Source organism: Rhizobium sp. CC-YZS058, from assembly GCF_034720595.1.
In the GTDB taxonomy this organism is placed as follows: domain Bacteria; phylum Pseudomonadota; class Alphaproteobacteria; order Rhizobiales; family Rhizobiaceae; genus Ferranicluibacter.
Map to the genome: position 1 here is coordinate 1,928,020 of NZ_JAYESJ010000001.1, position 19,397 is coordinate 1,947,416.

At 63.7% G+C, this 19,397-nt stretch carries 15 protein-coding genes, 1 tRNA gene and 2 riboswitches; of the genes, 12 read left to right on the top strand and 4 right to left on the bottom strand.

The features are described 5' to 3' along the window. The first annotated feature begins 65 nt into the window (after positions 1-65). The gene (locus U8330_RS09175; protein WP_323104915.1) at positions 66-599 is read left to right on the top strand and encodes a DNA starvation/stationary phase protection protein; all 534 of its coding nucleotides are present in this window, start codon (positions 66-68) and stop codon (positions 597-599) included. Positions 600-693: 94 nt separating this feature from the next. Here the strand turns inward: U8330_RS09175 and U8330_RS09180 are convergent, their stop codons facing one another. Further along, a complete protein-coding gene (locus tag U8330_RS09180) occupies positions 694-1,488 on the bottom strand; it encodes a competence/damage-inducible protein A (protein WP_323104916.1) in 795 nt (264 codons plus the stop codon). 178 nt (positions 1,489-1,666) lie between these two features. Between U8330_RS09180 and wrbA the strand changes: the two genes are divergently transcribed. Further along, entirely contained in the window at positions 1,667-2,263 is a 597-nt protein-coding gene (wrbA, locus tag U8330_RS09185; RefSeq protein ID WP_323104918.1) for an NAD(P)H:quinone oxidoreductase, read from the top strand. A 68-nt stretch (positions 2,264-2,331) separates the two neighbouring features. Here the strand turns inward: wrbA and U8330_RS09190 are convergent, their stop codons facing one another. Continuing rightward, positions 2,332-3,408 (bottom strand): metallophosphoesterase, encoded by a 1,077-nt coding sequence (locus U8330_RS09190; protein ID WP_323104920.1) that lies wholly within the window; start codon positions 3,406-3,408, stop codon positions 2,332-2,334. 177 nt (positions 3,409-3,585) lie between these two features. Here U8330_RS09190 and U8330_RS09195 point away from each other — a divergent pair, with 177 nt between their 5' ends. The 5 genes from U8330_RS09195 to U8330_RS09215 all read left to right on the top strand — a co-directional run bounded on the left by U8330_RS09195 (position 3,586) and on the right by U8330_RS09215 (position 11,309). Beyond that, complete coding sequence (locus U8330_RS09195; protein ID WP_323104921.1) at positions 3,586-3,837, top strand: DUF2188 domain-containing protein; 252 nt, start codon at positions 3,586-3,588, stop codon at positions 3,835-3,837. Positions 3,838-4,157: 320 nt separating this feature from the next. Further along, positions 4,158-4,242, top strand: a tRNA-Leu gene (locus U8330_RS09200). A 107-nt stretch (positions 4,243-4,349) separates the two neighbouring features. Next, complete coding sequence (gene gpt / locus U8330_RS09205) at positions 4,350-4,847, top strand: xanthine phosphoribosyltransferase (RefSeq protein WP_323104922.1); 498 nt, start codon at positions 4,350-4,352, stop codon at positions 4,845-4,847. Positions 4,848-5,437: 590 nt separating this feature from the next. After that, on the top strand, positions 5,438-9,241 hold the full coding sequence (locus U8330_RS09210) for a vitamin B12-dependent ribonucleotide reductase (RefSeq protein ID WP_323104924.1): 3,804 nt from the start codon (positions 5,438-5,440) through the stop codon (positions 9,239-9,241). Between the two features lie 1,558 nt (positions 9,242-10,799). Continuing rightward, a complete protein-coding gene (locus U8330_RS09215) occupies positions 10,800-11,309 on the top strand; it encodes a GNAT family N-acetyltransferase (RefSeq protein WP_323104925.1) in 510 nt (169 codons plus the stop codon). Positions 11,310-11,315: 6 nt separating this feature from the next. Here the strand turns inward: U8330_RS09215 and U8330_RS09220 are convergent, their stop codons facing one another. Next, positions 11,316-12,374, bottom strand: a complete 1,059-nt coding sequence (locus tag U8330_RS09220) for a murein L,D-transpeptidase family protein (RefSeq protein ID WP_323104926.1) — start codon at positions 12,372-12,374, stop codon at positions 11,316-11,318. A 197-nt stretch (positions 12,375-12,571) separates the two neighbouring features. Here U8330_RS09220 and U8330_RS09225 point away from each other — a divergent pair, with 197 nt between their 5' ends. Both U8330_RS09225 and U8330_RS09230 read left to right on the top strand, forming a co-directional pair. Then, positions 12,572-12,841, top strand: a complete 270-nt coding sequence (locus tag U8330_RS09225; RefSeq protein ID WP_323104927.1) for a hypothetical protein — start codon at positions 12,572-12,574, stop codon at positions 12,839-12,841. A 71-nt stretch (positions 12,842-12,912) separates the two neighbouring features. After that, positions 12,913-14,010 carry a mechanosensitive ion channel family protein gene (locus U8330_RS09230; RefSeq protein WP_323104929.1) on the top strand — a complete coding sequence of 366 codons (1,098 nt, stop codon included), beginning with the start codon at positions 12,913-12,915 and terminating at the stop codon, positions 14,008-14,010. Between the two features lie 19 nt (positions 14,011-14,029). On the opposite strand, the gene U8330_RS09235 is transcribed toward U8330_RS09230, so the two are convergent. Further along, positions 14,030-14,497: a copper chaperone PCu(A)C gene (locus U8330_RS09235; protein ID WP_416236836.1), complete on the bottom strand. Its 468-nt coding sequence runs from the start codon at positions 14,495-14,497 to the stop codon at positions 14,030-14,032. Positions 14,498-14,679: 182 nt separating this feature from the next. Continuing rightward, a riboswitch (glycine riboswitch) is annotated at positions 14,680-14,765 on the top strand. Between the two features lie 3 nt (positions 14,766-14,768). After that, positions 14,769-14,843, top strand: a riboswitch (glycine riboswitch). A gap of 66 nt (positions 14,844-14,909) precedes the next feature. Here U8330_RS09235 and gcvT point away from each other — a divergent pair. From gcvT to gcvP, 3 genes are read left to right on the top strand one after another with little or no spacing between them, the layout of a single operon-like run. Further along, positions 14,910-16,049, top strand: coding sequence for a glycine cleavage system aminomethyltransferase GcvT (gene gcvT / locus U8330_RS09240; protein WP_323104930.1), 1,140 nt, complete (start codon positions 14,910-14,912; stop codon positions 16,047-16,049). A 47-nt stretch (positions 16,050-16,096) separates the two neighbouring features. Beyond that, positions 16,097-16,459, top strand: a complete 363-nt coding sequence (gene gcvH, locus U8330_RS09245) for a glycine cleavage system protein GcvH (RefSeq protein WP_323104931.1) — start codon at positions 16,097-16,099, stop codon at positions 16,457-16,459. Beyond that, positions 16,459-19,326, top strand: a complete 2,868-nt coding sequence (gene gcvP, locus U8330_RS09250; protein ID WP_323104933.1) for an aminomethyl-transferring glycine dehydrogenase — start codon at positions 16,459-16,461, stop codon at positions 19,324-19,326. The genes gcvH and gcvP overlap by 1 nt, the downstream gene beginning before the upstream one ends. Positions 19,327-19,397: the final 71 nt, after the last annotated feature.

Sequence of the window (19,397 nt, forward strand, 5' to 3'; positions counted from 1 at the left end):
GCCCGCGCCGTTTTCTGAAAAGCGCTGCCTATGGACCGGCGCGCCAACGCCCAAAGGAACCCGCCATGAAGGAACGCAAGCTCAATCTCGCTTCGGTCAATGATCGTCTGGATACCCCGACCGATCTCGACCCGAAGGCGACGGCCGAAATCGCGCAGGAACTCACCGTTCTCCTGTCCGACCTGCTGGCCCTTTATGTAAAGACCAAGAATTTCCACTGGCATGTCAGCGGCCCGCACTTCCGCGACTACCACCTGATGTTCGACGAGCAATCCGCCGAGATCTTCTCGATCGTCGACGATGTCGGCGAGCGCGCGCGCAAGATCGGCGGCACCACGCTGCGCTCGGTCGGCCAGGTTGGCAAGCTGACGCGCATCAAGAACAACGATGCCGACTATGTCGGCGCCCGCGACATGCTGGCCGAGCTGCGCGACGACAACAAGGCGCTGACCGCCAACATGCGCGCCCTGCACGAAAAGACCAGCGACGCCAAGGACGTTACCACCACCAGCATGCTGGAAGAGTGGATCGACCAGTCGGAGAAGCGCACTTGGTTCCTGTATGAGGCCTCGCGCAATGCCGAGGATGCCGGGCACTGACTTCAGTCTTTCTCGTCTTGAGGCAACGCCGGATGGAGATCCCATCCGGCGTTTTCATCTGTGCTGAGTCCCAAATCTCGGAAGGCCGTCCGGCTCAGCCGAGGTCGGGTGCGGCTAGCCCCTTCGCGGCCGCAACCTCCTGCAGCATGGAGCGGACCGCGGCTTCCGCCGCGTCGAGCGCCTCCTGCTTGCGGGCGCGTATCACGAGTTCGGTGGAGAAGGACTGGCCGTCGAACTTCGGATAGGAGCCGATGCTGGTGTCCGGATGGGCCTTCTGGACGGCGCCGAGCGGCCCGCCAATATCGCCCTCGCCGAAGGGGGAGCGAACCGAGGCGGAAAGGATCCTGGCACCCTTGGTGAGCGACGGCAGCACGGCCTCCATCATCGCCTGGAAGACCTGCGGCACCCCAGCCATGACATGGACATTGCCGATGATGAACCCCGGCGCCGTGGACACGGCGTTCGGAATATGGGTGGAGCCGTTCGGCATGCGGGCCATGCGGCGGCGCGCCTCGGTAAATTCGAGTCCGCGTCGGGCATACATGTCGCCGAGCAGGGTCATCGCCTCCGGGTCGTGCACGCATTCCACGCCGAAAGCACGGGAGATCGCGTCGGCGGTGATGTCGTCATGGGTCGGGCCGATGCCGCCAGAGGTGAAGACATAGGTGTAGCGGCCACGCAGCGCATTCACCGCCTCGACGATCGCCTCCTCCTCGTCCGCCACGATCCGCACCTCCTTGAGGTCAATCCCGGAGAGCGTCATCAGATCGGCGAGATGGCCGATGTTCTTGTCCTTCGTGCGGCCGGAGAGCAGTTCGTCACCGATCGCGAGCATTGCCGCCGTCACGGGCTCCGACTGGGTCTCTGCGCCCGCCTCTACACTGTCCATGCGTCACTCCTCGTCTCGTTCGGCGGATCGAACTCAAATCGTCGATCCGCACTTACGTTGATTGTCAAACTTTCCTAAACAGTCTGTCGCCGCGCGCCCTTCTGACAGGGCGATGGCGAGCTGCTACATCACCCATATGCAACCCAGCGCCGACGCGTGCTGCCCACAGGAGAAGACGATGGCAAAAGTTCTGGTCCTTTACTATTCGGCTTATGGCCATATCGAAGCCATGGCCAATGCCGTGGCCGAAGGCGCCCGCGCGGAAGGTGCCGAGGTGACGGTCAAGCGCGTGCCCGAACTCGTGCCCGAGGATGTCGCCAAGGCCTCGCACTACAAGATGGATCAGGCCGCCCCGATTGCAACGCCGGACGAGCTGGCCGACTACGACGCGATCATCTTCGGCTGCGGCACGCGCTTCGGCACGGTCGCCTCGCAAATGCGCAACTTCATCGACCAGACCGGCGGCCTCTGGGCCAAGGGTGCGCTGATCGGCAAGGTCGGCTCGGTCTTCACCTCCACCGCGACCCAGCATGGCGGCCAGGAATCGACCATCCTCTCCTTCATCCCGACCCTGCTCCATCACGGCATGGTCGTCGTCGGCCTGCCCTATTCCTTCCAGGCGCAGATGGGCCTCGACGAAATCCTCGGTTCCTCGCCCTATGGCGCGGCAACGATCACCGGCGGCGACGGCTCGCGCATGCCGTCGGAAACCGAACTGGCCGGTGCCCGCTTCCAGGGCGGCCACGTCGCCAAGATCACGGCCAAGATGGCCTGATTGTCGCGACGCGACCGTCGGAAACACGAAGCCGCCCTCGCCGGGGCGGCTTTTTTTATGTGGCGATATCACCTGACCGGGAGGGCCTTGGTAAAGCCGGTGGTGAAGCGGACATGGCCGTTGGCGTCGGACGCCTCGCCAAGGGCCACTTCCAGCAGCGTCTGCGACACCCGCACCAGCGCGAAGCCGCCCTTGAAGGCGGCCTTGGGCTTGAAGACGTCAACTCCCTCCACCCGGTAGGCCATGGGCGTATCATGCTCGTGTCCGTGGAACAGACCGATCACATTGTAGTCCTTCAGGACCGCCAGCAGGCTCTCCCGCTCGCTCTCGCTCCACCAATGCGGCTCGCCCGTGCCGCTGTCGTCGAAGGTCGTATGGCCGGCGTCCCACCGTTCGATCGAGAAGCTGTCCCAGCCGTAATGCTGGAAGAGGATGACCGGACGACCATCGGCGGCGTTGGCCTCCAGATCCTGCTTCAACCAGTCGAGCCCGCTGACCGCGCCCTTGCGGGTATCGCCGCCGAAGCGCTGCAGCTGGACGAGATGCAGCCGGCCCCAGTTCCAGGAGTAATTGTCCGATTCCACATCATAATTGTCGGCCGGCAGCGATGGTGTGAAGAAGACGCTTGGCCGATGATTGACCTCGACATAGTCGCGCAGTTCGCGGCGGTACCAGTCGGGATGCGACGGTGGCCCATCCTGGTCGAGATCGTGATTGCCGAGGCCGACATAGACCGGCATGTGCACATGCGCCTCGTCCGTGCCCTGCACGTAGCGCTGGCTGAACTGGCGAAGCTGCCACCCCTCGCCCGGCAGCACGACCTGCCCGCCGCCATCATCGGTAAGGTCGCCACCCATGACCAGACCACGCGGCACCCCGATCGGGCGCCCGGCCTGCGAGAAGGAGACGCCGGCGAGATCGTTCGGCCAGGAGACGTTCGGGAGGCTGTTCAGCGCGCGAATGTGGCGGAGCAGGTTTTCATCCGTCTTGCCCTCCTGCGCGCAGTCGGGGGACAGTCCTTCCGCCATGCGGCAGGCATGCACATCGGTCGCGAAGAGGAAGGTCACGGCCTCGTCCGCCCGCGCCGCCTGCGCCAGCCCCGCCAAAGCCAGGCATACCAGAATCCCGCTCTTTACGCTCGCCATCCCCGCTCGCTCCCCACTCCGTTCCCGCTGAGGAAGAAGGGTAGCCTCTTCCGACCATGCGGAGAAGCGCAGCGACGCGAAAAGGAACGAAAGAGCGGCGCGCGACGTTTCGACAGGCTGGCGGCATAAGACCCGTCCTGCCGGCGTGAACCCATCGTTTGAGGAGAGGGAAACACCATGGTCAAGCTCACCTACCACATCGTCGAACATGACGGCGGCTGGGCCTACAAGCTCGGCGACGTTTATTCCGAGCCGTTCGCCACGAGCGAGCTGGCGCTGAAGGCCGCAAAGACCGCGGCGGCCGAGCAGCAGGTCGGCGGCGAGGACGAGGAGATCAGTTTCCAGGATGAAAAGGGAAACTGGCACTATGAACATGCAGAAGGCGGCGACCGTCCCGAAGTTGTCGTGGACGAGCCGCACGCCTCCTGATGCCGTGCGAAAACTGCACAGCCTGCGTCAGTGAAAACGGAAGTTGAAAATTTTGGGCCCCCCTTGCCTAACAGCAAGGGGGGTAGATTTTTACGTAATGAAAAGCCGCGGCGGTCGGCGCCGGCAAAAACAGTAAGCCCGTTGTTTCGTCGCGATTCAAGTGTAACCCTCTGTTAAGCTTGCTGCTTAAGGTTACCAACTCGCTCGAATTTCGCTCGAATTGTTTGTACTTCGCTCTTGGCTGTCCGGGGAATGGGCCAGGTTTTTGCACGCCCCACCCTTCCCCTCGCTTTCCGGCCGGGCTACAGCGAAGAGGCGCTGCGGGCGTGGCGAAACTGGTAGACGCAAGGGACTTAAAATCCCTCGGCTTATGTCATGCGGGTTCGATCCCCGCCGCCCGCACCATGCCGGGCCCATGCCTGGCAGAATCGGGGCCGGCGCCGGGCGCTTGAAATTCCTTTGCAGTTGGATCAGAACCAGAGCCCGTCGAACGCCAGCCGGAGCCCATGCCGATGTCCCTCCCCGATAAAGCCTTTCCCGTTTCCTGGGACCAGTTCCACCGCGATGCCCGTGCGCTGGCCTGGCGGCTGGCGGATGCGAACACCGATTGGAAGGGCATGGTCTGCATCACCCGCGGCGGCCTTGTCCCCGCGGCCATCATCTCGCGCGAACTCAACATCCGAATGATCGAAACCGTCTGCGTCGCCTCCTATCACGACTATTCGTCGCAGGGCGAAATGCACGTGATCAAGGGGATCACCGACGAGCTGAAGGAGAATGACGGCGAAGGCATTCTGATCGTCGACGACCTGACCGACACCGGCAAGACCGCCGCCATCGTGCGCGCCATGCTGCCGAAGGCGCATTTCGCCGCCGTCTATGCCAAGCCCAAGGGCCGGCCGCTGGTCGATACCTTCGTCACCGAGGTCAGCCAGGATACCTGGATCTACTTCCCCTGGGACATGGGATTCACCTATCAGGAGCCGATCGCCAAGGGCTCCCGCGGCTAAGGCTGTCCCCCTCCCCTCCCTCCTCCCGCGGCCGCCTCTTTCAAAGGGCGGCCGTCTTCGTTTCCCACATCTTGTGGGTGGAGGGCCTTGCTCCTACCAATTTCTTCTCCACAAGAAATTGGGGAACAAAGAGCCGGGTCTGGCTGCGACCCCGCCAAGGTTTTGATTTCCTTGAGTCACCTAGATTCTGACCTTTATCCACAACATCTAGCGACGGTGGACGGATGGATAACAAGGTCTTGACGCTCCGGTCAGACTCGCGATTAATCTTTTCCACGCTCGCATGACGACGGGCGCGACAGGGATCGCCACCGCGGCGACCGCTTGCCAAGCCTTGAGAACTGATGGACCAGGCACCGGAGCGACGGTGCGCCGCATGGGTGAGCATGAGAGACAAAAAAACTTCACCGCCCATGGAACCATTGGCCAAAGGCACAGTTGCCACTACATATAGTGGTCCGCTCTGAAAAATTAACTAAATAGAGCGCATTATTGCTGCGCTTCCATCATGCGAGCCGGCAGGTTTCCTGTCGGACAGGGACAGTGCGTGCCAGGCCGAGCCTGCCATGCGAGAACAAGGATCGGGACAGATGAAGATCGAGCGTCGTTTCACCAAAGCCGGGCAGTCCGCCTATGCCGATATCGCCTTCCGCAAGGCGGTGAGCGAGATCAAGAACCCGGATGGCTCGATCGTCTTCCGGCTGGCCGATATCGATGTTCCCGCCCAGTTCAGCCAGGTTGCCGCCGATATTCTCGCCCAGAAATATTTCCGCAAGGCCGGCGTGCCGGCGCGGCTGAAGCGCGTCGAGGAGAATTCCGTCCCCTCCTGGCTGTGGCGCTCGGTTGCCGACGAGGCCGCGCTCGCCAGCCTTCCCGCCGAAGAACGCTACGGCTCCGAAACCGATGCCCGCCAGGTTTTCGATCGCCTGGCTGGCACCTGGACCTATTGGGGCTGGAAGGGCAACTACTTTGCATCGGAAGAGGATGCGGCGGCCTTCCGTGACGAGCTTGCCTACATGCTCGCCACCCAGCGCGTGGCGCCCAATTCGCCGCAGTGGTTCAACACCGGCCTGCACTGGGCCTATGGGATTGATGGCCCCGGCCAGGGCCATTTCTATGTCGACCCCTTCACCGGCAAGCTGGTGAAGTCGAAGTCGGCCTATGAGCATCCCCAGCCGCATGCCTGCTTCATCCAGTCGGTCGGCGACGATCTCGTCAACGAAGGCGGCATCATGGACCTCTGGGTGCGCGAGGCGCGCCTGTTCAAATATGGCTCCGGCACCGGCTCCAATTTCTCCTATCTGCGCGGCGAAGGCGAGAAGCTCTCCGGCGGCGGCAAGTCCTCCGGCCTGATGAGCTTCCTGAAGATCGGCGACCGCGCCGCCGGCGCCATCAAGTCGGGCGGCACGACCCGCCGCGCCGCCAAGATGGTCGTCGTCGATATCGACCATCCGGATATCGAGGACTACATCAACTGGAAGGTGAAGGAAGAGCAGAAGGTCGCAGCCCTCGTGACCGGCTCGAAGATCGTCGCCCGGCATCTCAAGGCCATCATGAAGGCCTGCGTCAATTGCGACGGCCCGGACGGCGCCTGCTTCGACCCGAACGAGAACCCGGCGCTCAAGCGCGAGATCAAGGCCGCCAAGAAGGACCAGGTTCCGGAAAACTATATCGGCCGCGTCATCCAGTTCGCCCGCCAGGGCTACAAGGACATCGAGTTCAAGACCTATGACACCGACTGGGATTCGGAAGCCTATCTGACCGTTTCCGGCCAGAACTCCAACAATTCCGTTTCGCTGAAGGACGACTTCCTGCGCGCTGTCGAAGCCGATGGCCCGTGGAACCTGACCGCCCGCAAGGACGGCAAGGTGATGAAGACGCTGAAGGCGCGCGAGCTCTGGGAACAGATCTCCTACGCCGCCTGGGCATCCGCCGATCCGGGCCTGCATTTCAACACGACGATGAACGACTGGCACACCTGCCCGGCGGCCGGCCCGATCCGCGCCTCCAATCCGTGCTCGGAATATATGTTCCTCGACGACACCGCCTGCAATCTTGCCTCGCTGAACCTGCTGCAGTTCAAGGATGCGGCGACTAAGAACATCGACATCGCCGATTACGAACATGCCGTGCGCCTGTGGACGCTGGTGCTCGAGATTTCGGTCATGATGGCGCAGTTCCCCTCGCGCCAGATCGCCGAACTCTCCTATGAATACCGCACGCTCGGCCTCGGCTATGCCAATATCGGCGGCCTCTTGATGTCGTCCGGCATTCCCTATGATTCCAAGGAAGGCCGTGCCATTGCCGGCGCGCTCACCGCGATCATGACCGGCGTCTCCTATGCGACCTCGGCCGAAATCGCCGCCAAGCTCGGCCCCTTCCCCGGCTTCAAGCCGAACCGGGAGAACATGCTGCGCGTCATCCGCAACCATGCCCGCGCCGCCCGCGGCGAAACCCAGGGCTATGAAGGCCTGTCGGTCGATCCCGTGCCGCTGCAGCACGGCGAATGCCCGGATCAGGCGCTGATCACCCATGCCGTCGCCGCCTGGGACAAGGCGCTTTCGCTCGGCGAGGCGCATGGCTATCGCAACGCCCAGGTCTCTGTCATCGCGCCGACCGGCACGATCGGCCTCGTCATGGATTGCGACACGACCGGCATCGAGCCCGACTTCGCGCTGGTGAAGTTCAAGAAGCTTGCCGGCGGCGGCTATTTCAAGATCATCAACCGCGCCGTGCCGGAAGCGCTGCGCACGCTCGGCTATTCGGAAAGCCAGATCGCCGAGATCGAGGCCTATGCCGTCGGCCATGGCAACATCAACCAGGCCCCGTCGATCAACCCGGGCACGCTGCGCGCCAAGGGCTTCACGGACGAGAAGATCGAAGCCGTCAACGCCGCCACCAAGGCTGCCTTCGACATCAAGTTCGTCTTCAACCAGTGGACGCTCGGCGCCGACTTCCTCAAGGAGACGCTGAAGGTTTCCGACGAGCAGCTCGCCGATATCAGCTTCAACCTGCTCGACCATCTGGGCTTCAGCCGCAAGGAGATCGAGGCTGCCAACATCCATGTCTGCGGCGCGATGACGCTGGAAGGCGCGCCCTTCCTCAAGGCCGAGCACCTGCCGGTATTCGACTGCGCCAATCCCTGCGGCAAGATCGGCAAGCGCTACCTCTCGGTCGAAAGCCATATCCGCATGATGGCGGCTGCCCAGCCCTTCATCTCCGGCGCGATTTCCAAGACGATCAACATGCCGAACGAAGCGACCGTCGAGGATTGCAAGAGCGCCTATATGCTGTCCTGGAAGCTGGCGCTGAAGGCCAACGCGCTTTATCGCGATGGCTCGAAGCTCTCCCAGCCGCTCAATGCCTCGCTGATCGAGGACGAGGACGAGGAGGATGCCGTCGAGGAACTGATCCAGGCGCCTGCGGCCGCCCAGGCCGTGACCGTCACCGAGAAGATCGTCGAGCGCGTCATCGAGCGCATCACCCGCGAGCGGGAAAAGCTGCCGAACCGGCGCCAGGGCTACACCCAGAAGGCGATCGTCGGCGGACACAAGGTCTATCTGCGCACCGGCGAGTTCGGCGATGGCCGGCTTGGCGAGATTTTCATCGACATGCACAAGGAAGGGGCCGCCTTCGGGGCGATGATGAACAACTTCGCCATCGCCATCTCGATCGGCCTGCAATATGGCGTGCCGCTCGAGGAATATGTCGACGCCTTCACCTTCACCAAGTTCGAGCCAGCCGGCATGGTCCAGGGCAATGATGCGATCAAGAACGCCACGTCGATCCTCGACTATGTGTTCCGCGAACTTGCCGTCTCCTACCTGAACCGCCACGACCTCGCCCATGTCGACACCTCCGACTTCGGCAACACCGCGCTTGGCAAGGGCATCCAGGAAGGCAAGACCAACCTGATCTCGACCGGCTGGACCCGCGGCCACAAGCCGACGCTCGTGTCCGGCAACGACCGGGCGGCCGGCGAGCCCAAGGGCTCGGCCACAGCCGCCCCGGCCCGCGCCTCGGCCGGCGGCTCCGTCACGCCGTTTGCGGGTGCCGCAGCCCGCAAGCTCGAGCCGACGGTTGCCATCTCCACCTCGGAGATCGTCGCCTTCAAGCGCGACTATGAGGAACGGGCTGCCGAGCGGATCGAAGCGATCGAGGAGGTGGCGACCGAAGAGGCGCAGGACGTGACCGCCCTCTTCTCCGACAAGGCCGCCGCCGAAGCCGCCGCCGCCAAGGCGGACGCCAAGAAGCTCGAAGCCGAACGCCGCGCCCGCTCGATCGCGCAAGGCTATACCGGCAACATGTGCTCCGAGTGCCAGAACTTCACCATGGTGCGCAACGGCACCTGCGAGAAGTGCGACACATGTGGCGCGACGAGCGGGTGCAGCTGAGAGATGGAGGGTAGAGTCCTCCATGCCGTCACAGCAAAACCCCAGGCACGATCCGCCTGGGGAGAAGATGAGCAAGGACAATTGAAGCGAGGCGAATTCGGCACCATGGATTACCGATCTCGCTTCAATTACCAATCGGTCAGCTACGAAGCCGACTATTTGTCATGCTTTACTTTAATAGAGCGGGGGAATACTTTCGAATCATCTCTGCGATTCGTTTGGGTCGCAAACAGATACTAGGGCTCCGGAGGTCAATATCCTCCAGAGTGTCGTAGCCGAGTTCGAGCTCGGCTACGACATCTTGCGAACAACAGTCTGGTATTCGCAGGGCACGCGGACCGAAATCCTCTGCCACTTTGCAAAGGCACTATGGAGGATTCGGAATTCGGTGTCGAGGTGACCAGTCATTATACATGCCGAAAGGGTATGCAAAATGGGTGATAGGAAAACATTCGATGTCGGACGTGACTCAAAATCGGGTCAGTTCATTACCGTAAAGGAAGCAACTCGCCGCCCTGCTTCGACAACCGTCGAGCGAGTTCCGAAGTCCGGCTATGGGGACACCAAGGGCCAGCCAAGCCGTCGCAAGTGAATGGGGGGGCGCCATCATTGGCGTCCCCTCCTCACAGCCTCCAAATGTGGAATTGCGGCATCGACTTATCTCTCTGCCAGTTTTCTACGCAAGGTCGGCAGCTTCCGCTTCATCATTAGAAGGTCCTGGTATGTCTGTTCCCAAGTTTGGTTTCTCGGCGTTTCTGAAGATCATAAACGCCAACCCTCGCCCTCAGCGAAGCAGCGTTAGGGAACGCTGCGGTCCCAGCTCCGGAGGATATGATTTTCATAGAAGCCTGCGACATCGAGTCCGACAAGTCTCGTTCGATGGAATGTCCAGGGAAGAGGCTCTAGAATCGACGCTTAGCATCAAGCGTTTGCCAGAACGAAATTCTGCAGCACAAGCTCTTCAGCAGTTTTTCGCCTGGAAAGACGAGTACCGCGGTACATTCGAGCAGAATGCGCCCATTACCTTCCTCAGCCCTGGCGGGTTTTACAAGGTAGAGTTCAAGCCAGATTTCATGATCGAGATTGACGGTCGCCGAACTGCGGTTCATCTCTGGAACACTAAACACCCGCTCGACGGCCGACTGGTGCGAGCTATGCTGAGTACCGTCGCTGCCCGTTACCCGGTTGACATCAGACCGGATGACTTTGCAGTCCTCTCGCTCAGAAACCGAACGCTCTACCGATGGTCTGAAGCCGATCGCGACACAAGGGCCTTGGGGGAGCGCCTCCTCAAATTGCTGGACATGCAATTCGCGACCGCGAGGGTAGAACTGGGTCTCCCTGCATCGCCGGACCTAGACGAACCCAAGCCCCGTCCCGCAATCTAGGCTCAGTCCGAGAATGTGATTGAGAAGTTGACAGCATCGATTGTCCAATAGTTTGCCGTAGAAATTCGCAGCTGCGACGTGCGTTAGCACTTCGCAGCTGCCACAGTGATACGGTTGGAGCCACACTTGTCCCCATGCTATGTCGCGCGCTCCCGCTACAGGATGCGCCGATGCCTGCCTTTAAGCTTAGCCCCGCCACCACCCCCGCCGATTTCGCCGCCGCCGAAACCCTCCTCTCCGCCTTCGCCGCGTGGGATGCCGCCCAAGGTGCCGCGGTCGGTCTCTCGCCCGATACGGTCATCTCGCTCTTCCATGGAGACACCGCGGAAAGCCTCGCGCGCAAGTTCGGAGCGCCCGACACGCAGTTGATCCTCGCTCGGCAAAACGACCGCCCGATCGGCTGCCTCGGCATCACGCCTTTCGATGAGACGCGGATGGAGCTGCATTCCTTCTATGTCGATCCGTCAGCCCGCGGCCTCGGGGTCGGCACGGCGCTGATTCGGGCCGTGGTCGACTTCGCGGCCGCGACCGCGCGGCCGACGGTGCTGGTGCAGACCACGGTCTATATGGAGGGCGCGATCCGGCTCTATGAGGCGGCAGGCTTCGTGCCCTGCCCGCCCTTTCGGGAGATCCCGGACATCGTTCGCAAGACCGAGCGGTTCTTCGCCCGCCCCGCCTGAGCGCCGTCACTGGCCGGCGAAGGGATCGGCAAGCGCCGCTTCCGGACGGCTGATCGGATATTTGGTGCCGGAAATGCTGGCGGCGAGTTTCTGCGGCCCCTTCTGGCGCAGGAGCGCGCGGAAGCTTGGATGCATGCCGCCGTCGAGATAGGCGCTGGCCGCACTCGTGGTCGGCAGGCTGCCGGTGATCTCGCCGCTCGAAAGGGCTGCGGTCTTGGCCTGTTCGGCTTCGAGCTTCGCCGTCAGTGCGCCGTCCAGCGTGCTGGTCGAGGGCGGGCAGGCAGCCAGCGGATCAGCAGGCTCGGCGCCGCCGAAATCGCGGTTGAAGACATAGCGGCCGCCGCAGGCGGAGACCTTCGGCTCGCGCTTCGTCATCTGGAAAGCATCGTAGCCGGTCTTCAGATCGGTCCAGAAACCCATGTCCTCCTCGCCCCGATGGGCCGCCATGTTCGCCGCCGTCATGCGGAAGGGGTAGGCCTGGACCTGGAAGCTCGGCTGGCCGCTTTCGAGCGCCTTGGCGACGATCGCGTAGATCTCGCCGATGCCCTGGTCGGTCATCGCGTAGCAGCCGGAGGAGGAGCAGGCGCCATGCACCATCAGCGCTTCGCCGGTATAGCCGAGCGCGCGCTCCAACCGGTTCGGATAGCCGAGATTGAACGAGACGTAATATTGCGATTTCGGGTTCAGCGCGCCCTTGCCTACCTGGTAGAAGCCTTCGGGCGCGTGCCGGTCGCCGCTCTTGCGCTTCGGGCCGAGCTGGCCGGACCAGCGGCAGATCGGATAGGTTTTCAGCAGCGCATAGCTGCCGCCGCGGTCGACCTTCCAGATTTCCAGCTCGCTCTCCTGTTTGAAGATGCGCACGAGCACTGGGCTTTCCGGCTTCATGCCCTTGGCGCGCATCTGCGCCACCATCTTGTTGGTGAGCGTCGGCGGTGCATCGGCAAGGTCGTCCAGCGTCGTGCAGGCGCTCAAGGCTGCGCCGACAAGGAGAACGGCGGAGAGGCGCGAGACCATGGCGCGGATCCCGCGGCCGGGGCGGGAGGCTGGGGAAAGCGAAGATGGCATGCGGCCTCCATGCAGTGGGATCGCGACGAAGTTGTGTCCAATGGCGAGGAGTCGTCGCACGCACGGACGCCCCGCCCCAGCCTTCGCGCTACAGGGTTAATCTTTCGCTAAGCGTGCGCCCATTGCCATGATCGGGGCCGCCGGTCGGAACCCTCCTCGCCCAAGCCAGTTTTGCCGGCGAACCTGGAGACCGTTTTATGCCACCCTTCGTCCGTTTCACCCCCAGCAGTACCCGCCCCGGCGATATCATCGTCCGGCTCTACCATTCCGGCGATCAGATCCGCGGCTATGTTCGCACCGCCGCAGAGGCGCCCGGCGATGACGTGATCTTTCCCGGCGAAGAGATGGAGCCCGACGCCGCCTTCACCTTGGCCCGGACCCATGCGCGCGCGACCGCGCCGATCTTCGTCGAGCTTTCGGAAGGGCTCCGCTGGGATTCCGCCTGGGGAGACCTGCCCGGCGCGTAGTCGGAAAAACGCCGAGCGGCCCTTCCCAATGCTGCAGCGCACTCTACCCTTTTCGCATGAGCGAATTGGCGATGACGATCGACGGCGCCTTGCGCTGGTTACCGGATTGGGCGGCGAGCCTGATCATCCTGACGATGCTGTTCCTGATCGGCCTCGGCCTGCATCGCCTTGTCTTCACGGCGGCGACGCGGATCGTCGCGGAGCGGGATCTTTTCTGGCGTTCGCTGGTGGCGCGCTCGCGCCGCCCGCTGCGGCTGCTCATCCTTTGCCTCGCCCTCTCCTTCGGTGCCACAATCGCGCCCTTGACCGGCGACCAGGCGGAGCTGATCCGCCATGTGCTGCTGATCGCCTTCATCCTCGTCACGGCCTGGATCGCCAAGACGACGCTCCATATCTGGATGACGGTCTATCTGCGTCGCTTCAAGCTGGATGCGGAAGACAACCTTTTGGCGCGCAAGCATGTCACGCAGTCGCGGATCATGGAGCGCATCGCCGGTCTCCTGATCATCCTCCTCGCCGCCTCCGCCTGCCTGATGACCTTTCCGGCCGTGCAGCAATATGGCGTCAGCCTGCTCGCCTCCGCCGGCGTCGCGGGCATCGTCCTCGGTCTCGCCCTTCAGCCGATCCTCAAGAACCTCGTCGCCGGCATCCAGCTCGCCATCACCCAGCCGATCCGGCTCGACGATGCGCTGCTGGTGGAAGGCGAGTGGGGCAATGTGGAAGAGATCACCGCCACCTATGTCGTGGTCAAGCTGTGGGACTGGCGGCGCATGGTCCTGCCGCTCTCCTATTTCATCGAAACGCCGTTCCAGAACTGGACGCGCGAAACGGCATCGCTCATCGGCACGGTCATGATCTATCTCGATTACAGCGTGCCGGTGGACCGGATCCGCGCCAAGGCCGAAGAGATCGCCCGCGCCTCGCCGCTCTGGGATGGCCAGGTGATCAATGTCGCCGTGACGGATCTCAAGCCCGAGACGGTCGAGATCCGGGTTCTCTGTTCGGCGTCGAATGCCGGCCGCGCCTTCGACCTGCGCTGCGAGATGCGGGAGAAGCTCGTCGCCTATGTCGCCGAGGCCTATCCCGCCGCCCTGCCCCGTCTGCGTGCCGAGCTGCGAGACGGGCAGGACGCGCGGCAGGCGCCGCGGGCAGCCGCCATGGCCCGCTAGAAGCGGCTGTAGAGGCGCCCTACCGGCCGGAGGCGCTGCCGACGGTGAACATCGTCTCGATCGGACCGGCCTTTTCGAAGGTCAGCGTCACGGGCACGCGCTCGCCGGTTTCGAACGGCTTCGCGACCTTCATGAACATCAGGTGCTGCGCGCCATTCAGGGTCACGCTGCCGCCGGGGGGAATCGCGATGCCGCCTTCGATCCGGCGCATGCGCATCACCTCCCCCTCCATCGTCATCTCATGCAGCTCCACCATGCCGGCGGCGGGGCTCGAAACGGAGAGGAGCCGGTCGGGTTCGCTGCCCTTGTTGGCGATCGTGATTGCGCCGCCGCCCACCTTGGCACCCGGCACCATGGCCTTGAGGGTCGCGTCGGTCAGCGTGATCGCGCCGTTCGCCACGCGTCCCCCATCCGCCGCCAAAGCCGGTGCTGCGAGTGAAACGAGCAGCGCCAGCAGGCCCGCCGTCGCGAAATTTGGTCTTGCCATCGTCCTCTCCTCGTCAGGGCTGTCGCATCAGCCCTGCTCTGACGACCTCCCTAGCCGATTAGCGGCGCCTGGCAAAGGTCGCACGTCCGAGGGTGGAGCGGCAGGATGCGACAAGCGACGGAAATCTTTCCCGGCGCGACATTTTCTCCTTGCCAAGCCCGCCCTATCCTTCTTATCTGAGCCCGATCTTGTTGGGAGAATCCGGCCGTCGCGCCGGTGCCGAAGGAGCAACCGCCCCGGAAACTCTCAGGCCAAAGGACCAGCAGGATGCCGGCAGGACTCTGGAGAGAAGCATTCCGCTCGCCGAAGGGATAACAATCTCAGGCACAGGAACAGAGGGGGCTCACATAAGGCGGTCGCACTGCGTCCGCCGTTCTGAGCCGGCGCTTGTGCGCCAACCTGGAGACCGGACGTGGATCAACAGACTTCCCTGAAGCGCACGCCGCTTCACGACCTTCATCTGGAGCGCGGCGCACGCATGGTGCCCTTCGCCGGCTATGACATGCCGGTGCAGTATGCCGCAGGCGTGATGAAGGAGCATCTCCACACCCGCGCGGCTGCCGGTCTCTTCGATGTCTCGCATATGGGCCAGATCTCGCTGAAGGCGAAGACCGGCCGGATCGAGGATGCGGCACTCGCGCTGGAAACGCTTGTTCCGGTCGATGTGCTGGGCCTGGCCGATGGTCGCCAGCGCTATGCGGTCTTTACCAATGACGAGGGCGGCGTGCTCGACGATCTGATGATCGCAAGGCTCGGCGATCGCTTCTTCATCGTCGTCAATGCCTCGCGCAAGGACGAGGATTTCGCCCATCTCTCCTCCCATCTCGGTTCGCTGTGCGAGATCGATCGGCTGGAGGATCGGGCGCTGCTGGCGCTCCAGGGGCCGCGCGCCGAGGGTGTGCTCGCCGAACTCTGGGCGGATGTCGCCTCGATGCGATTCATGGATGTGGTGGAGGCCGAGATCCACGACGTGCCCTGCATCATCTCCCGCTCCGGCTATAGCGGCGAGGACGGCTTCGAGATCTCCATCCCCGCCGACCGCGCCGCCGATGTCGCCCGTCGCCTGCTCGACCATCCCGATGTCCTGCCGATCGGCCTCGGCGCGCGCGATTCGCTCCGGCTCGAAGCCGGCCTCTGCCTCTACGGCAATGATCTGGATGTCGAAACCACCCCTGTCGAAGCGGCGCTCGAATGGGCGATGCAGAAGGTGCGCCGCAGCGGCGGCGCGCGGGTCGGCGGCTTCCCTGGCAGCGCCGTCATCCTGCGCCAGTTCGAGGCGGGCGCCAGCCGCCGTCGCGTCGGCCTGAAGCCGGACGGCAAGGCGCCCGTCCGCGCCCATGCCGCGCTCTTTGCGGATGCGCAAGGCGGCACGCCGGTTGGCGAAGTCACCTCGGGCAGCTTCGGCCCCAGCGTCGAAGGTCCCGTCGCCATGGGCTATGTGGCGACCGAGCACGCGGCGCCCGGCACGCTTCTTTTCGCGGAAGTGCGCGGCAAATATCTGCCGGTCACCGTTGCGGCCCTGCCCTTCATCTCCCCCACCTACAAGCGCTAAACGACGGCGCCGGATCCCACACATCACAATCCCCGAGAGGAACGACCATGCTGAAATTCACCGACGAACATGAGTGGCTGCAGATCGAAGGCGACGTTGCAACCGTGGGCATTACCCGCCATGCCGCCGACCAGCTCGGCGATCTCGTCTTCGTCGAACTGCCGGATGCAGGCACGGCGCTGACCAAGGGCGCCACGGCGGCAACCGTCGAATCCGTCAAGGCTGCCTCCGATGTCTACACGCCTCTCGATGGCGAGATCGTCGCGGTCAACGAGGCGATCGTCGCCGATCCGGCGCTCGTCAACAGCGACCCGCAGGGCAATGGCTGGTTCTTCAAGCTGAAGCTCTCCGACCCCTCTGCCGCCAATGCCCTGCTCGACGAGGATGCCTATAAGGAGCTGATCGCGTAATGACCGACGCCGATTTCACCTTTACCGACTACCAGCCCTACGACTTCGCCAACCGCCGCCATATCGGCCCTTCGCCGTCCGAAATGGAGGCGATGCTGAAGGTGATCGGGGCGGACAGCCTCGATGCGCTGATCGACGACACCGTTCCGCCGTCCATCCGCCAGCAGACCCCGCTTGCCTGGGGCGCGCCGATGACCGAGCGCGAGGCGCTCGACACGCTGCGCGAGACGGCCAACATGAACACGGCGCTCGTCTCGCTGATCGGCCAGGGCTATTACGGCACGATCACGCCGCCGGTCGTCCAGCGCAACATCTTGGAAAACCCGGCCTGGTACACGGCCTATACGCCCTACCAGCCGGAGATCAGCCAAGGCCGCCTCGAAGCGCTGCTCAACTACCAGACCATGGTCTGCGACCTGACCGGCCTCGACGTCGCCAATGCCTCGCTTCTTGACGAAGCCACGGCGGCGGCCGAGGCCATGGCCATGGCCGAGCGCGTCTCGAAGTCCAAGGCGAAGGCCTTCTTCGTCGACGAGAATTGCCATCCGCAGGTCATTGCGCTGCTCAAGACCCGCGCCGAGCCGCTCGGCTGGGAGATCGTCATCGGCGATCCGGAGAGCGCGCTTGAGGCTTCCAATGTCTTCGGCGCGATCTTCCAGTATCCCGGCACCTATGGCCATGTGCGCGACCTGACCGCCGCAATCTCGGCGCTCCACGCCGCGGGCGCCATTGCCGTCGTGGCGGCCGACCCGATGGCGCTGGCGCTCTTGAAGGCACCGGGCGAAATGGGCGCCGATATCGCCATCGGCAACACCCAGCGCTTCGGCGTGCCGGTCGGCTATGGCGGTCCGCATGCGGCCTATATGGCCGTCAAGGACGCCCACAAGCGCTCCATGCCTGGCCGCCTGGTCGGCGTCTCGGTCGACAGCCGCGGAAACCGCGCCTATCGCCTGTCGCTGCAGACGCGCGAGCAGCATATTCGCCGTGAAAAGGCGACCTCGAACATCTGCACCGCCCAGGTTCTCCTGGCGGTCATGGCCTCCATGTATGCGGTCTTCCACGGGCCGGAAGGCATCAAGGCAATCGCGCAGAACATTCACCAGAAGACCGTGCGGCTTGCCATGGGTCTCGAAAAGCTCGGCTATACCGTCGAGCCAGAGGTGTTCTTCGACACGATCACTGTCAATGTCGGCCGCCTGCAGGCCGTCATTTTGAAGGCGGCCGTCGCCGAAGGCGTCAACCTGCGCAAGATCGGGTCCGACCGTATCGGCATCAGCCTCGACGAGCGCTCGCGCCCGGTGACGCTGGAAGCCGTGTGGCGTGCCTTCGGCGGCGATTTCAAGGTCGCGGATTTCGAGCCGGCCTATCGCCTGCCGAAGCCGCTGCTCCGCCGCTCGGCCTTCCTGACCCATCCGATCTTCCACATGAACCGGGCGGAAAGCGAGATGACCCGCTATATCCGCCGGCTGTCGGATCGCGACCTCGCGCTCGACCGGGCGATGATCCCGCTCGGCTCCTGCACGATGAAGCTGAACGCCACCGCCGAGATGCTGCCGATCACCTGGCCGGAATTCGCCGAGATTCATCCCTTCGTGCCGGCCGACCAGGCGCGCGGCTACAAGCGGATGATCGACGATCTCTCCGACAAGCTCTGCGCGGTCACCGGCTATGACGCGATCTCCATGCAGCCGAACTCCGGCGCGCAAGGGGAATATGCCGGACTCTTGACGATCCGCGCCTATCACCTCGCGAACGGCGACGCACATCGCGACATCTGCCTGATTCCGACCTCGGCCCATGGGACGAACCCGGCTTCCGCGCAGATGGCCGGCATGAAGGTGGTGGTCGTCAAGGTCAGCCCCAACGGCGATATCGACATGGACGATTTCCGCGCCAAGGCGGAAGCACATGCCGATAATCTTTCCTGCTGCATGATCACCTATCCCTCGACCCACGGCGTATTCGAGGAAACGGTACGGGAGATCTGCGAGATCACCCACCGGCACGGGGGCCAGGTCTATCTCGACGGCGCCAACATGAACGCCATGGTCGGCCTCTCGCGTCCGGGCGATATCGGCTCGGACGTCAGCCACCTCAACCTGCACAAGACCTTCTGCATTCCGCATGGCGGCGGCGGGCCGGGCATGGGGCCGATCGGCGTCAAGGCGCATCTCGCCCCCTATCTGCCGCGCAACCCGGCCGACGAGATGAGCGAAGGCACGGGCGCGGTCTCGGCCGCCCCCTTCGGCTCGGCCTCCATCCTGCCGATCTCCTGGAGCTACTGCCTGATGATGGGCGGGGAAGGGCTGACGCAGGCGACCAAGGTGGCGATCCTCAACGCCAACTACATCGCCGCCCGTCTGAAGGGCGCCTATGACGTGCTCTACACCTCCAAGACCGGCCGCGTGGCGCATGAATGCATCATCGACACGCGCCCGCTGATGGAGAGCGCCGGGGTCAGCGTCGACGACGTCGCCAAGCGCCTGATCGATTGCGGCTTCCATGCGCCGACCATGAGCTGGCCGGTGGCCGGCACGCTGATGGTCGAGCCGACGGAATCGGAGACCAAGGCGGAGATCGACCGCTTCTGCGATGCGATGCTGGCGATCCGCGAGGAGGCCCGCGCCATCGAGGAAGGCCGTCTCGACCGGACCAACAACCCGCTCAAGAACGCGCCGCATACGGTGGAGGATCTTGTCGGCGAATGGGACCGCCCCTATTCGCGCGAACAGGCCTGCTTCCCCCCCGGCGCCTTCCGCGTCGACAAATACTGGTCCCCGGTCAACCGCGTCGACAATGTCTACGGCGACCGCAACCTCATCTGCACCTGCCCGCCGCTTGAGGAGTATGCGGAGGCGGCGGAGTAGGCCCGGACCGAGACCCCGGCGCCTCGCGCGCCGGGGTGCTCCCGCTCAGCGTGGGGCAGTGCGGGAACCGC